The following is a 13,050-nucleotide window of genomic DNA, read 5'->3' on the forward strand; positions in this document are numbered from 1 at the left end:
CAATGGACACGGCACTGGCATTATTGAAGGAAAAATTCGGCTACGATGCGTTTCGTCCGGGACAGGACCAGGCCATTGCACGGGTGCTGGCGGGCGCCAACACGCTGGTGATCATGCCCACCGGGGGCGGCAAGTCGCTGTGCTACCAGATCCCGGCGATGCTGATGCCGGGGTTGACCGTGGTGGTCTCGCCGCTGATCGCGCTGATGAAGGACCAGGTCGATGCGCTGAACGAAAACGGCATTCCGGCGACGTTCATCAACTCGACGCTGAGCTACCCGGAGGCGGATGCGCGGCTGGCGGATGCGGCGGCCGGTGCGGTGAAGCTGCTGTATGTGGCGCCGGAACGGCTGGCGATGCCGGAGTTCCAGGCCGCGTTGGGGCGGCTGGACGTCAGCGTGCTAGCGGTGGACGAGGCGCACTGTATCTCGCAGTGGGGGCATGATTTTCGTCCGAGCTATCTGGCCCTGACACAGGTCGCGGCCGACCTGCCCTCGCATCCGACGGTGGTGGCGCTGACGGCCACGGCGACGACGCGAGTGGCGGAAGACATTTCCGCGCGCTTGGCGATCCCCGAAGCGGGCCGCATCAACACCGGTTTTGCCCGGCCCAACCTGAGCTTCAAGGTGGTCAAAGACCAAGACAAAGACGCCTACCTGCTCGACTACCTGAAGCTGAACGCGGACGCCAGCGGGATCATCTACTGCGCCACGCGCAAGGAAGTGGACCGGCTGGCGATGCTGCTGAGCCGTCGCGACATCGCAGTGACGAAGTACCACGCGGGGATGGCCGAGCAGGCGCGCACGGCCAATCAGGAGGACTTCCTGTACGACCGTACGCCGGTGATGGTGGCAACTAACGCGTTTGGGATGGGCATCGATAAGTCGAACGTGCGCTTTGTCATTCACGCACAGGTGCCAGGGGACTTGGAGTCTTACTACCAGGAGGCCGGGCGCGCGGGGCGCGACGGGTTGCCGTCCGAGGCGATCCTGCTGTTTGCGCCGGCCGACTTGCAGATCCGGCGCTTCTTCATCGACCAAAGCGAGGGCGATGACGACTACCGCGCCGGCGAGTACCAGAAGCTTCAGGTGATGAACCAGTACGCGAACACTGGCGATTGTCTCCAGCAGTTCATCCTGCGCTACTTTGGCCAGGTCAGCGATCCCTGTGGCCGCTGCTCCAACTGCTTGGACGAGCGGGCGAGCGTGGATGTGACAACGGACGCGCAGAAAGTGCTGTCGTGCGTTTACCGCATGCATGAGCGCTTCGGCAAGAGTCTGATCGCCGATGTGTTGGCCGGCGCCAAGACCAAGCGGGTGCTTGAGCTACACTTTGATGAGCTGTCCACGTACGGCCTGCTGCGGCAGATGACGAAGAAAACGATCACCGGCTTCATCGACTTTTTGACGGCGGGCGGCTACCTCGAGGCGATCGGGGGGCAGTATCCCACGCTGCATGTGACGGCGCTGGGGGCGGCGGTGCTACGCGGCCAGGAAACGGTGGCGCGCAAGCAGGCAGCCGCGGCCACCCGCACGCAGCCGGTCGACTCAGACCTGTTCCAAGCGTTGCGCGCGCTGCGGCGGGAGCTGGCGGAGAAACAGGGCGTGCCGCCTTACGTGATTTTCTCCGACCAGACGCTGCGCGACCTGTGCGCAATGATGCCGACCACCGAGGCCGAGATGCTGACCGTCAAGGGCATCGGGCAGGCGAAGTTCGACAAGTACGGCGCCGTCTTCTTAGATGCGCTGGCGCAAGCGGCGGATTAGGGTGCGTTTTAAACTGTCAGCGTAGCACATATTTTGGTCGTTCCTGGTTCGCGAACACGACCATTTTTCGGATATCTGAGATGTTTCTAATTTGAGGACGGAGGTTCGGCCAGTGTCGCTGGAGCTGGAAGTGGCACTGGCTGGACCGGAGTCCGGGAATTTAAAGAACACCCTGGGGCCGCGCGTCTTTCACCGGCCGGGCTTTTCGGGTATGATACGGATGAGACTTTGCGAAAGGACACTTGCGAATGCTAGAAATCTATAACACCCTGACGCGCACGAAAGAGGCGTTTCACCCGCTGACGCCGGGTGAGGTCCACATGTATGTCTGTGGTCCCACGGTTTACAACTACATTCATATCGGCAACGCGCGCTCGGCGGTGGCGTTTGACACCATTCGCCGCTACCTGCTTTACCGCGGCTACAAGGTGAACTACGTGTCGAACTTTACGGACGTAGACGATAAGATCATCAACGCCGCCCACGCCACCGGTGAGGCGCCACTGGCCTTAGCTCAGCGCTTCATCGATGCCTATATGCAAGACACCGCGGCGCTGAACATTCTGCCGGCCACGACGAACCCGCGCGCCAGCGAAATGATCCCAGAGATCATCGCCTTTATCCAAACACTGATCGACAACGGCTATGCCTATGCGGCGGACGGTGACGTTTATTACCGGGCGCGCCGGTTTGCCCACTATGGTGAGCTCGCCCACAAGAACCTGGACGAGCTGGAGCAAGGCGCCTCGCAACACACGGCGGACGCCGAAACCGCGCGTAAGGAAGACCCGATCGACTTTGCGCTGTGGAAGGGCGCTAAGCCCGGCGAGATCGCATGGGACTCCCCGTGGGGCGCCGGGCGGCCGGGCTGGCACATCGAGTGCTCGGTGATGGCGACGACGCTTTTGGGCGCCACGATCGACATCCACGGCGGCGGCCAGGACCTGGAGTTCCCGCACCACGAAAACGAGATCGCGCAAAGCGAAGCGGCGACCGGCCAGACCTTTGTGGACTACTGGATGCACAACGGCTTCGTCACGATCGGCGAAGACGATGAGAAAATGAGCAAGAGCCTCGGCAACTTCGTGACGGTGCACGACATCGTCAAGTCGGTCGATCCACAAACCGTGCGCTTTTTGCTGGCGGCCACGCAGTACCGTAAGCCGCTACGCTACGCCCCAAGCGCGCTGGATGACGCGGCGCACAACCTGGAGAAGTTGCGCCATGCCTTTGACAACCTGCGCTACCGCCAAGCGGACGCCGAGCCCGGCAGTGACGCGGCGGTAGCCGCCACGGTGGCGGCGTTGACGCGCGATTTTGACACCGCGATGGACGACGATTTTAACGTCCAAAACGGGCTGGCGGTGCTGTACGAGCTGGCCAAGGTGATGAATACTTACGCGGCCCAGGCGACCGTTGCGGCCGCCACAGTGGCCGCGCTGCTCGAACGGCAGGCCACGTGGCTCGCGATTTTTGGCATTGAATTCAAGGCAGCGCTGGTGGATGCGGACATTGAGGCGCTGATCGCCAAGCGCAACGCCGCCCGCGCCGCCCGCGACTTTGCCACCAGCGACGCGATTCGCGATCAGCTGGCAGAAGCCGGGATCGTCCTAGAGGACACCCCGCAAGGCACAAGATGGAGAAAAAATGACTGATGCAAAACAACTGAACGGGGTCACCCTGGCCTACCTTGGGGATGCCGTGTACGAGGTGTACGTGCGCGAACACCTACTCAACCGCGGGATGGTGCGCCCCAACATGCTCCAAAAGGCCGCCAAGTCCTTCGTGTCGGCCAAGGCCCAGGCGGCCTTGATCGCCGGCATGGAAGCCGAAGACCTGCTGAGCGAAGACGAGTGGGCGACCTTCAAGCGGGGCCGCAACGCCAAGTCCTACACGCACGCCAAGAACACCGACGTCGTGACTTACCGCACCTCGACCGGCTTTGAGGCGCTGTTCGGTGCCTTGAAGCTGCAAGGGGCAACCGCGCGCATCGATGAACTGGCTGCGTGGTGTATCGCGTATGTCGAGAAAGGGGGCACCGGCCATGGCCAAGCCTAACGCACCGCACAAGTCCTACTCAACCAAGGGCGCCGCGCGCAGCGGCAAGCCGCGCGCCAAAGCCCAGACGACGCCGGATAAGTACCGCGATCGGCCCGCCGATGCGGCCCACGAAGACGAGTTCGTTTTCGGCCGCCATGCCGTGGCTGAGGCGCTCAAAGCCGGCAGCAACCAAACCATCAACAAGTTGTTCGTCCAGACCGGCCTGAACTCCGACCCGATCCATGAGCTCGTGCAAAAGGCGCAAAAGGCGAAGATCTTGGTCAGCACGGTACCTAAGACGAAGCTGGACCTCTTGTCCGATGGTGGCAACCACCAGGGCGTGCTGGTCGCGATGACCCCGTACGCCTACCAGACGCTGGATGACCTGTTCGCCCGCGCCGAAGCAGCCGGGCACGCTCCGTTTTTCCTGGTGCTCGACAACCTGGAGGACCCACACAACCTGGGCTCCATCATGCGCACCGCGGATGCGGTCGGCGTTGACGGCATCATCATCCCCAAGCACCGCGCCGTGGGGCTGACCAGCACCGTGGCCAAAATCTCCACCGGCGCCATCGAACACGTGCCCGTGGCCCGCGTGACGAACCTCGCGGCCACCATCAAGCAGCTCAAAGACCGCGGCATGTGGGTGTACGGCACCGCGATGGACGGCCAGGACTTCCGCCAGTGGGATGCCACGGGCGCCGTGGCGCTGGTCATCGGTAACGAAGGCAAGGGCATCAGCCCCGGCATCGCCAAGCTGATGGATGCCACGCTGACGATCCCGATGGTCGGCCATGTGCAGAGCCTGAACGCCAGCGTGGCGGCTGGTATCCTGATGTATCAGGCTTTCACCGCTCGCGGAGGCCACTAAGATGCGCCGGCACCTGTTGATCGTGGACGGCTACAACGTGATCGGGAACTGGCCCGAGCTGGCCAAGCTCAAAGCTGATGATCACTTCGATGCGGCGCGCGACCGCCTGCTGGATGAGCTGGCCGAGTACCGCAGCCACGAGAACGCCAACATCATCGTGGTGTTTGACGCGATGTACGTGCCTGGCATCGGGCAGCGCTACGACAAGTGGGACCTGCAGGTGGTGTTCACCCAAGAGGACCAGACGGCTGACAGCTACATCGAAAAGCTTGCCAATGACCTCAACGGCCCGCTGATGCAGCTGACCGTGGTGACCTCCGATCAGGCCGAGCAGTGGACGGTTTTTTCCCGTGGGGCCCTGCGGATCTCCTCGCGTGACTTTCTCCGGGAGGTCCAGCGTTCTCGCTCGGAGTTCACCCAGTCCACCGACCCGTTCATCATGCGGGAGAACCGCCGCAACGTGCCGTGGCGCACCGATCAGCTGTTGCAGCTGGAGAAGATGCGCCGCCACATTGAACGTCACGACCCAGACACAAAGAACCGCCCCTGATGATGGTAGGGGCGGTTCTTTGCGTCTGGGAAGCGTTACTGCAGCAGCGCATCCTTGACTTGGATCTTCTTTTGGATCAGACCCTGTTCGTAGAAGACGTCGGCGATTTTTTGCTGCTCGGCGACGATGGCGGTTGTCACCGGACTCATCGAGAAGCTGCGGCGTTCAACCGTTTTGGTCACGATCGCCTTGGACAGGTGCAGCGTGTCGGCCAGCATGGTGATCAGCTTGGCGTGGTTCTTGTTGGCCCAGCTCATGTCATCGGCCAGATAATCGATCAACAGCGTGGAAACGGCGGTGTGGGCCGTGGCGTACTTGCGCGTTGACACCACGAAGTCGCGATTCTTGGCGAGGCCGACCGCATTGGTCAGCACTTTGGCGTTTTGCTGCACCTCAGCGGTGGCGGTGTAGGGGTCCCACGAGACCCACGCGTCCACCTTACCCTTGGCAAACGCGACGCTGGCCGCGCTTTGGTCCATGTTGACCAAGGTGACGTCGTTGACGGTCAGGTTGGCCTTGGCCAGGGCCTGCACGATCATGAACTGGGCAGCGGTCCCCTTGGCGTAGGCGATGCGCTTGCCTTTCAGGTCGGCCAGCTTGTTGATGCCGCTATTCTGCTTGACGAGAACTTCGGTGCCGTTGACCTTGTCGGCCCCCGCGGCGACGTACACGAGGTCAAGTCCGGCGGCCTGGTTGACGACCGGCGGCGTGTCGCCAAGGCGCGCGTAGTCGATATTGCCGGACTTCAGGGCGGTCATCAAGGCGGCGCCGTCTTGGAACTCTTTGAAAACGACCTTGTAGCCCTTAGCCTTCATCTTCTTGACCAGCTCGCCGCGCTGGCGGGAAATGTCGGCGGGATCGGCTTTTTGGTAGCCGATGACCACGCGGGTGAGGGTGGACTCGGCGGCGTCGGTTTGGGTGTAGCCGTACGCGGCCACCGCTAGCCAGGCCACCAAGGCGGTGAGCAGGAGGGTAAGCTTAGTTTTATGCGCCATGGCTCGCACCTACTGCCAGCACTTGGTCGCGCAGCTGGGGCCGGAGCACTTTGCCGGTCGCGTTGCGCGGAAAGGACTGGGTGAACACGACCTGCGTGGGCGCCTCAAACTTGGCGAGGTGCGCGCGGCCGTATGCGAGCACGGCGTCACGCTCGGCCACCTCATTGACGCCCGGGGTGCGGCTGACGATCACCGCGGTGACCGCTTCACCGTACAGTGGATCGGGCAGGCCGATGACAGCCAGCTCGGCGATGAAGGGCAGCTCGCTGAGCACGTTTTCAACGGCGGCCGGGGACACTTTTTCACCGCCGCGGCTGATGATGTCCTTGGTGCGGCCCTTGATGTAGAGGTACCCATCGGCGTCGAAGCGCCCGAGGTCGCCGGTCAAAAACCAGCCGTTGACAAACGAGTCGGGGTGGGGGTCCATGTAGCTCGCGATGACGTGGTCGCCGCGGATGACGATCTCACCGGTGACGTTGGGGGCAGTCGTGAACTGGCCATCGCCGGTGTGGATCGCGACATCGGTGCCGAATGGTTTGCCGGCGCTCCCGATTTTCGGTGCATCCAGCGGGTTGATCGTGCACTGGCTGGCGGATTCGGTCATGCCGTAGCCCTCGATGACATGGGTGTGGTAGCGGTCCTGAAAGGCGGTCAGCTTGTCTTCGGGCAACGAGAACGAGGAGTAGCGCACGAAGTTGAGGTGAATGGCCGCAGCCAGCCGCGCGTAGGTCGCGTTCGCGGCGTCGTTGAGCAGCAGGATCATGATCATTGTCGGCACCACAGAGGTCCAAGTGATGCGGTTGTCGTGCACTTGCTGCCAGAACTGGCTGGCGGAGAACTTCGGTGCGATCACGAGCTGCCCGCCGGCCACGCGCATCGCCAGGGTGACCATGACCTGCGCATTGATGTGAAACATCGGCATGGTGATCAGTGCCACCGTGTCTTCGAACATCTGGTTGCTGGCCGCGTCGTGCTTGGCCGCGTTAAAAATGATCCGCTGCGAAAGCCCGACGCGCTTGGGTTTGCCGGTTGTCCCGCTGGTGTGCATGATCAGGGCAATGTCGTCTTCCTCAGGCGCGCTGAGATCGGCCGCTGTACGTGTGGCCAGCTGCGTCTCATCGAACACGACCGCAAGCTCGCCGGCGGTCGCGAGCGTCATCGGAACCACGCGCAGCGCCGGACTGGCCAGTTCTGCGGCCAGCGCCGGCAGGGTGATCATGGCCGTGTAGTGGTGCTCAGCGTGGTCGCGCAGCAGCTCGCTGGCTGGTGTGGTGGGGGACAGCGGGTGCACCGCGATGCCCGCGGCCCAGGCCGCCTGGTCGATCGGCACATGGGCCGCACCGTTGGGGATGCAGACTAAAAGCGTGTCGTGGCGTCCGACCTTGCCCGCGGTCCAGGTCGCCTGCAGGGTCGCGATGTCGGCCAAAAGAGTCGCACCGGTGAACCAGCGGCCCAGCGTGATGTCCTTGACCCACTGGCGGGTCGGGTTATTTGTCAGTTGTTGCAAGAGGTGCTGATTGAGTGCGGTCATGTGGGCGCGCTCCTTTCCGATTTTTCTTCAAGAGGTGCCATTGCGGCCGGCCGATCAGCAGGCCAAACGGGGCGACCTTGTAGCAGAACCACGCGATGGCAAACGAAACGGCAACGACGGAGGCGTAGCCGACCGGGATCAGGACCAACAGCGCCCAGTCCGGCAGGTGGGTAAAGCTCAGGCCGTAGCGCAGTAGCGTCAGGCCAATGGTCTGGTCGAGGTAGATCCCAAAGGACACCTTGGCGCCGTTGCGGATGAACCATTCCATCTTGGTGGGAATACCGTGGTCACGCCAGGCCGAATACTGCAGGCCGATCCAGAAGATGAAGCAGATCATCAGCGTGTCATACACGGCCATGTAAGGCTGGTGCGGTGACACCGCGGCGGTGTGCGTGAGCCCCAGCGCGTTGCGGTTCCAGAAGTAAAAGAACACGGTGCCGATGCTCATGGCCGCGGTCCAGCTCGCCAAAGCGCGGACGTGGCGGTTCAAAAAGGCGATGACGGCTTGGTAGTGCAGCGCGGTGAAGCTGCCGAAGATGAAGTAGAACTGGTAGGTGAAGACGTTCACACCGTAAGCGCGGAACCACCACAGCCAGTTGCTGCGGTCGATGCCGGGCAGCGCGTACTTGATGAAGGCGACGATCGCCAGCTGAATCGCGAAGCTGACGCCTAGCACCAGCAGATGCCGCTTAGCCGTTTTGAACAGCCGCACCAACAGCGGAAACAGCACGTACAGCTGGAGCGTGACCAGAATGTAGTACATGTAAAATTGATCCCCGTGCAGTAGCGACTTCAGGTAGGTGGGCCCAAACGTTGCCCAGGAGAAGCCCGGGGCGCTGATGATGCAGGCTATGGTCAAGAGGATGAAGTTCCACAGCACGTAAGGCCAGCCGGACCCCGCGAAGCGCTTCTTGAAAAAGGTCGGCCAGTCGTTGCGGTCATAGTAGTTCAGCGTCAACACCAGCCCGGTCATGAACATGAAGCCCATGCGGGTGAAGTGGATCAAAAGGTGCGTGGCTAACAGCGTCATGTGCGGCCAGGCGGTTGCACCGGTCATAGTCTGGGAAAAGGCGGTGGTGGTGTGGTTGAGCAGCACCCCGAAAATGAAGAAGACCCGCATCAGGTCGACCTCGTGCAGGTACGGTTTTTTCGCTTGAGTTGTGATCGGTCTGTCCTCCTATGACACTGCCGTGGTGGGCGCTAGGATCACGTCCAGCACTTCGGCGGCGACGCGCGCCACGGCTTCCGCGTTTTGGCCCTTTGCACCGGCCGCCTCGTAGACGTTGGTGCCGGACTTCACGACCAGCACGCGGTCGGCCATGCGCGCCGCCTCGTCCACGTCATGGGTGATGAGCAACGTGGTCAGGTGGGCCTTGGCGCAAAAGTCGCTGATGAACTGCTGCATGTTGCGGCGCGTCAGGGCGTCCAGCGCCCCGAGCGGCTCGTCCAACAACAGCAGCTGCGGTTCCGCCATCATCGCGCGGGCAAGCGCCAGGCGCTGCTTTTGCCCACCGGAAAGCTGGTTCGGAAACGTGTTGGCAAAATCCCGCAGGCCGACCGCGGCCAGTGCCTGTTCGGCCTTGGCCTGCTGCGCCTTATCATGGCTGTTGAAGGAGACGTTTTGCAGCGTTGTCATCCACGGCAGCAGCCGGTCGTTTTGAAACATCACGCGGGTGACCAGGCCAGGTTGCGCGTAGGTGATGGCGCCGCTGGTCGGCTGCTCCAGCTGCGCCATCAAGCGCAGGATCGTGCTTTTGCCGCCGCCGCTCATGCCGACCAAGGCGATGAACTCACCGGGGTAGAGACTGAAGTTGACGTCGTGCAAGGCCACGGTGGGACCGTAGACCTTGCCGATGCGAGAGAATTCAACGAGTGGGGAAGGCATTAGCTCGCGCTCCTTTCTTGCTGCCAGGCGAGGCATAGGTTCTCAAGCGCCTTGGCGATCAGGTCGGACAGCTTGCCCAGTAGCGCGTAGATGACGATACATAACAGCACCGTGTCCATGTTCATGAACTCCTGGGCGTTGGTGGCCATGTAGCCGATGCCGGAATTGGAGGAAATCGTTTCGGCGACGATCAGCGTGGTCCACATCACCCCGAGGGCGTAGCGGACCCCGACGAGAATGGTCGGCAGCGCGCCGGGGAAAATGATCTTCGTCAGCAGGGCGCGCTTGGAAAGGCCGTACGCCCGGCCCATTTCCAACAGTTCGGGGTCGATGCTCGTGATGCCGTGGTAGGTGTTGATGTAAATGGGGAACATCACCCCAATGGTGACCAGGGAGATCTTGGCGGTTTCGCCGATCCCCAGCAGAATGATCACCAGCGGGATCAAGGATAAGTGCGGGATGTTGCGGAGCATCTGAATCGAGGTGTCAAGCAGTGCGCGGGCCGTCTTGGACAACCCGTTCAGCATTCCCAAAACGAACCCCACGCTGCCCCCAAGCACAAAGCCGGTGGTGGCGCGAAATAGGGAAATACTGATGTTCTTGGGCAACTCGCCGCTTTGCCAGAGGGTCACCCCGTCCTGCAACACCGCCAAGGGCGACGGAATCAACTGCGTGTCGACCCAGCCCGCGCTTGCCGCGACTTGCCACAACACAATCAGGAACCCGGGGATCAGCCAAGGCAGTGCGCGCCGCCAACTGAACTTTGGCCGGGTCACTGGCGGCGTGGTTAAAGTGGTCGCGTGGTCCATGTTGTCATCTCCAATCTGTAATGGGCTAATTATGCACGCTATTTTTGATTAAAATGTGAACAAAATCAGACTAAAGACTGATTAAAAAATAACCGCAACAGGAAACCGATTTCATTGTTGGCCGGGGGCACGGTAACACCTGTTCGTTGCCGGCCCCCTGACCGCGGCTGATACGATGAGGCCACTTTCTTGGGGCGCACGCACGGGGGTGGGGGGCATGAACGAGGCGGAGCTCGCGCTGATCCGCGCGGCAATGGCTGAGTCGGGGGCGTTTGAGCAGTTGTTTCACCAGTACCTGCCCCTAGTCGGAAGCGTCATCAAGCAGTTTTACCTCGTGGGCTTCGAGCGCGATGACTGGCTTCAGGAGGCACGCATCGCCATGCTCAAAACGGTGGGACGTTTCGATGGAAGCCGTGGCTCCAAGTTCGGCCCGTACTACCGGCTCGTGCTGACATCCCATTACCGCTCGTTGGTGCGTCGCCAGATGGCCCAGAAGCGGCGCATCGACACCACCGCGATGCTGGTGGCCGACCCGCGCGTGGATAGTTTGGCGTACAGCCTGTCGCACGCCGAGCGAGAGCGAGAAATGATTTTTGTCATGGAGGCCGACCGGTTCTTTAGCACGCTATCGCCGCTGGAGCTGGCCACCCTCCAGGCTCACCTCACGGGCCTGATCGACCATCAGTCAGCGGTGCAGCAGCGGGCGATGGCGCGCGTGCAGCATAAATACCTGGCCTACCTCGACCAGCTGAGCGCAGATTGAGACGACCAAAAGAGCCACCGCCACCCCTGATGATCGATCAGGGGTGGCGGTGGCTCTTTGACTTGGCGTAATGGCTTAGAGGCTGAGAAAGAACCCGGCCAGGCTCAGCCCCAGCAGGATGATGACCCCAAACAGGACCATCAACAGCGTGGTGGTGGCGACGGCTTGGATGCCCATGGCCAGCAGGACTAACACCGCCGCGCAGCAGGCGACGAACAAGGTCGTCAGGGCGATGAGCAGGAAGTTGCCGAGCAGGTGAACGCTTCGCTCATCGATGCTGGGCAGGGTGCCGTTCTTGCGGCGCAGCAGCCAGCGCCAGCCGAGCACGATGACACCGGCGCCGGCGCCGCCTGCAAGCCAGCCGCCGAAGAGCTCGAGGAAGCCTGCGAGGCTGGTCGGCTGATCGGCCCATAGCGGCAAGGCAAGGCAGGCGAGCAGGAGACCGGCCACAAGCCAGACGATCGCACCGATTCGGATGAGTTGTTTCAGTTGTTGCGGGGTCAAGGGGTTGCGTTTAGGGGTCATCTGCTCAATCCTCCAATTCGAATAGGGCGTGGATATCCACGTTTAGATAGGCAATCAGTTTGAGGGCGAGTTCGAGGCTGGGGTTGTACTTCCCCTTCTCGACGGCGATGATGGTTTGCCGCGTGATGTTCAGGTCTGCCGCCATCTGAACTTGGGTGATGCCCTTAGCCTGCCGAATTTCCCGCAGGTGATTCGTGACGAGTCCCATAAGTCGCCTCCTGTGTTAAGCACTCTTTACACTTGCAGTATAGCAGGTTGAACGGCAATGTAAAGAACTATTTACACCTGAACGTAAAAAAGACCTGTCCCTGCAGTGGGGACAGGTCTGCATGCCTCAGCTTTCGCGCGTCAGCAGTTGTTGGGTCAGGCGAATCAGGGTGTCCTTGGGTGTTCCGGCCGGCAGCTTTGCCATCCCGGCGAGCGCTTTGTCGGTGTAGCGGGCCGCGAGCTGGCGAGCTTGGCCGACGCCGTTGTAGTCGGCGACCAGCTGCAGGACGGCGGCAATGTCCGCATCCGTCATCGCCGCTTGTTTTTGGAGGTACGGGGCAAACGCGGCGCGGTGGTCGATCATCGCGAGGATCAGTGGGGCGGAGTAGACGCCTTGGCGGATGTCTTCGTGCACTGGTTTGCCGATGGAATCGAGCGTCCCCGTGTAATCCAGAATATCATCCAGCAACTGAAAGGCGATCCCGACCGCCATGCCGGTGTGTTCAGCCGCCTTAGCGAACCGACCGGTGTTGCCACTTTCGTACGCGCCGAGGAAGCAGGCGAGGGCGAAGAGCTGGCCGGTTTTGCCCGACACCTGGTTGAGGTAATCGTCAATGGTCATCTTGACGTTGTAGCGGCGGCCCATCTGTGCCAGCTCGCCGTTCAAAATGCGTTCCATGCTGGCACTGTCCTGTTGCACCGAGCGCAAGTCGGACGCCCAATGCGCGATCAGCTTGAAGCAGACGACGAACAGGTAGTCCCCGGCGTACACCGCGACGTCTTGGCCGAACTGCGCGCTGATGGTCGGCAAACCGCGCCGGGTGGCGGATTTGTCGATAATATCATCGTGCACCAGCGTGGCGGTGTGCAGGGACTCGACCGCCGCCGCTAAGGCGATCATTTTCTTGCGGTCCACCGGTTTGAACTGCGAAAACAGCAGGCAGTACGCGGGGCGTAACAGCTTTCCCCCGGCGTTGATCATGGCGAGCAAGGCGTCTGCGACAGGCTGGTTATTCGGATGAATGTTGGTCGCGATGAGCGCGAGCGTCTCGTCAAGCTCTGGGGCAAGGGCGGGATAGTCGGTCCACATGGGATGGATCTGCATAGT

Annotated in this window: 13 protein-coding genes and 1 pseudogene; 6 read left to right on the top strand and 8 right to left on the bottom strand. The window is 61.7% G+C overall.

The window, feature by feature from the left end:
* Positions 1 to 2 precede the first annotated feature (2 nt).
* From recQ to EKM88_RS08425, 5 genes and pseudogenes are all read left to right on the top strand, one after another.
* Positions 3 to 1,766 carry a DNA helicase RecQ gene (gene recQ, locus EKM88_RS08405; protein ID WP_125705134.1) on the top strand — a complete coding sequence of 588 codons (1,764 nt, stop codon included), beginning with the start codon at positions 3 to 5 and terminating at the stop codon, positions 1,764 to 1,766.
* 248 nt (positions 1,767 to 2,014) lie between these two features.
* Complete coding sequence (gene cysS / locus EKM88_RS08410) at positions 2,015 to 3,421, top strand: cysteine--tRNA ligase (RefSeq protein ID WP_125705136.1); 1,407 nt, start codon at positions 2,015 to 2,017, stop codon at positions 3,419 to 3,421.
* Complete coding sequence (locus EKM88_RS08415; RefSeq protein WP_125705138.1) at positions 3,414 to 3,824, top strand: Mini-ribonuclease 3; 411 nt, start codon at positions 3,414 to 3,416, stop codon at positions 3,822 to 3,824. Before cysS ends, EKM88_RS08415 begins: the two co-directional genes overlap by 8 nt.
* Positions 3,811 to 4,677, top strand: a complete 867-nt coding sequence (rlmB, locus tag EKM88_RS08420) for a 23S rRNA (guanosine(2251)-2'-O)-methyltransferase RlmB (RefSeq protein ID WP_125705140.1) — start codon at positions 3,811 to 3,813, stop codon at positions 4,675 to 4,677. Before EKM88_RS08415 ends, rlmB begins: the two co-directional genes overlap by 14 nt.
* A gap of 1 nt (position 4,678) precedes the next feature.
* Positions 4,679 to 5,217 (top strand): annotated as a pseudogene (locus EKM88_RS08425) (NYN domain-containing protein); the annotation flags it as partial.
* Between the two features lie 45 nt (positions 5,218 to 5,262).
* On the opposite strand, the gene EKM88_RS08430 reads toward EKM88_RS08425, so the two are convergent.
* The 5 genes from EKM88_RS08430 to EKM88_RS08450 are packed head-to-tail and all read right to left on the bottom strand — an operon-like array spanning position 5,263 to position 10,447.
* On the bottom strand, positions 5,263 to 6,222 hold the full coding sequence (locus EKM88_RS08430; RefSeq protein WP_125705144.1) for an aliphatic sulfonate ABC transporter substrate-binding protein: 960 nt from the start codon (positions 6,220 to 6,222) through the stop codon (positions 5,263 to 5,265).
* Positions 6,212 to 7,753 carry an AMP-binding protein gene (locus EKM88_RS08435; RefSeq protein WP_125705146.1) on the bottom strand — a complete coding sequence of 514 codons (1,542 nt, stop codon included), beginning with the start codon at positions 7,751 to 7,753 and terminating at the stop codon, positions 6,212 to 6,214. Before EKM88_RS08435 ends, EKM88_RS08430 begins: the two co-directional genes overlap by 11 nt.
* Positions 7,710 to 8,873, bottom strand: a complete 1,164-nt coding sequence (locus EKM88_RS08440) for an acyltransferase family protein (RefSeq protein WP_404819970.1) — start codon at positions 8,871 to 8,873, stop codon at positions 7,710 to 7,712. Before EKM88_RS08440 ends, EKM88_RS08435 begins: the two co-directional genes overlap by 44 nt.
* 57 nt (positions 8,874 to 8,930) lie before the next feature.
* Entirely contained in the window at positions 8,931 to 9,638 is a 708-nt protein-coding gene (locus tag EKM88_RS08445; protein ID WP_125705150.1) for an ABC transporter ATP-binding protein, read from the bottom strand.
* Positions 9,638 to 10,447 (bottom strand): ABC transporter permease subunit, encoded by an 810-nt coding sequence (locus tag EKM88_RS08450; protein WP_125705152.1) that lies wholly within the window; start codon positions 10,445 to 10,447, stop codon positions 9,638 to 9,640. Before EKM88_RS08450 ends, EKM88_RS08445 begins: the two co-directional genes overlap by 1 nt.
* A 217-nt stretch (positions 10,448 to 10,664) precedes the next feature.
* Here EKM88_RS08450 and EKM88_RS08455 point away from each other — a divergent pair, with 217 nt between their 5' ends.
* Complete coding sequence (locus tag EKM88_RS08455; RefSeq protein ID WP_125705154.1) at positions 10,665 to 11,210, top strand: sigma factor; 546 nt, start codon at positions 10,665 to 10,667, stop codon at positions 11,208 to 11,210.
* 75 nt (positions 11,211 to 11,285) lie between these two features.
* Here the strand turns inward: EKM88_RS08455 and EKM88_RS08460 are convergent, their stop codons facing one another.
* The 3 genes from EKM88_RS08460 to EKM88_RS08470 all read right to left on the bottom strand — a co-directional run bounded on the left by EKM88_RS08460 (position 11,286) and on the right by EKM88_RS08470 (position 13,047).
* Entirely contained in the window at positions 11,286 to 11,735 is a 450-nt protein-coding gene (locus EKM88_RS08460) for a hypothetical protein (protein ID WP_125705156.1), read from the bottom strand.
* Positions 11,736 to 11,739: 4 nt separating this feature from the next.
* Complete coding sequence (locus EKM88_RS08465) at positions 11,740 to 11,943, bottom strand: helix-turn-helix transcriptional regulator (protein ID WP_125705158.1); 204 nt, start codon at positions 11,941 to 11,943, stop codon at positions 11,740 to 11,742.
* A 126-nt stretch (positions 11,944 to 12,069) separates the two neighbouring features.
* Positions 12,070 to 13,047 (bottom strand): polyprenyl synthetase family protein, encoded by a 978-nt coding sequence (locus tag EKM88_RS08470; protein WP_125705160.1) that lies wholly within the window; start codon positions 13,045 to 13,047, stop codon positions 12,070 to 12,072.
* Between the last annotated feature and the right edge of the window lie 3 nt (positions 13,048 to 13,050).

The organism is Lacticaseibacillus daqingensis (genome assembly GCF_003946115.1).
GTDB lineage: Bacteria > Bacillota > Bacilli > Lactobacillales > Lactobacillaceae > Lacticaseibacillus > Lacticaseibacillus daqingensis.

Excerpts from the sequence above, each read along its gene's own strand:
- EKM88_RS08455 (WP_125705154.1), top strand. The coding sequence starts at position 10,665 with ATGAACGAGGCGGAGCTCGCGCTGATCCGCGCGGCAATGGCTGAGTCG.
- EKM88_RS08445 (WP_125705150.1), bottom strand. The coding sequence starts at position 9,638 with ATGCCTTCCCCACTCGTTGAATTCTCTCGCATCGGCAAGGTCTACGGT.
- EKM88_RS08430 (WP_125705144.1), bottom strand. The coding sequence starts at position 6,222 with ATGGCGCATAAAACTAAGCTTACCCTCCTGCTCACCGCCTTGGTGGCC.
- EKM88_RS08450 (WP_125705152.1), bottom strand. The coding sequence starts at position 10,447 with ATGGACCACGCGACCACTTTAACCACGCCGCCAGTGACCCGGCCAAAG.
- EKM88_RS08465 (WP_125705158.1), bottom strand. The coding sequence starts at position 11,943 with ATGGGACTCGTCACGAATCACCTGCGGGAAATTCGGCAGGCTAAGGGC.
- EKM88_RS08435 (WP_125705146.1), bottom strand. The coding sequence starts at position 7,753 with ATGACCGCACTCAATCAGCACCTCTTGCAACAACTGACAAATAACCCG.
- recQ (WP_125705134.1), top strand. The coding sequence starts at position 3 with ATGGACACGGCACTGGCATTATTGAAGGAAAAATTCGGCTACGATGCG.
- EKM88_RS08460 (WP_125705156.1), bottom strand. The coding sequence starts at position 11,735 with ATGACCCCTAAACGCAACCCCTTGACCCCGCAACAACTGAAACAACTC.
- cysS (WP_125705136.1), top strand. The coding sequence starts at position 2,015 with ATGCTAGAAATCTATAACACCCTGACGCGCACGAAAGAGGCGTTTCAC.
- EKM88_RS08415 (WP_125705138.1), top strand. The coding sequence starts at position 3,414 with ATGACTGATGCAAAACAACTGAACGGGGTCACCCTGGCCTACCTTGGG.
- EKM88_RS08440 (WP_404819970.1), bottom strand. The coding sequence starts at position 8,873 with ATGCGGGTCTTCTTCATTTTCGGGGTGCTGCTCAACCACACCACCACC.
- EKM88_RS08470 (WP_125705160.1), bottom strand. The coding sequence starts at position 13,047 with ATGCAGATCCATCCCATGTGGACCGACTATCCCGCCCTTGCCCCAGAG.
- rlmB (WP_125705140.1), top strand. The coding sequence starts at position 3,811 with ATGGCCAAGCCTAACGCACCGCACAAGTCCTACTCAACCAAGGGCGCC.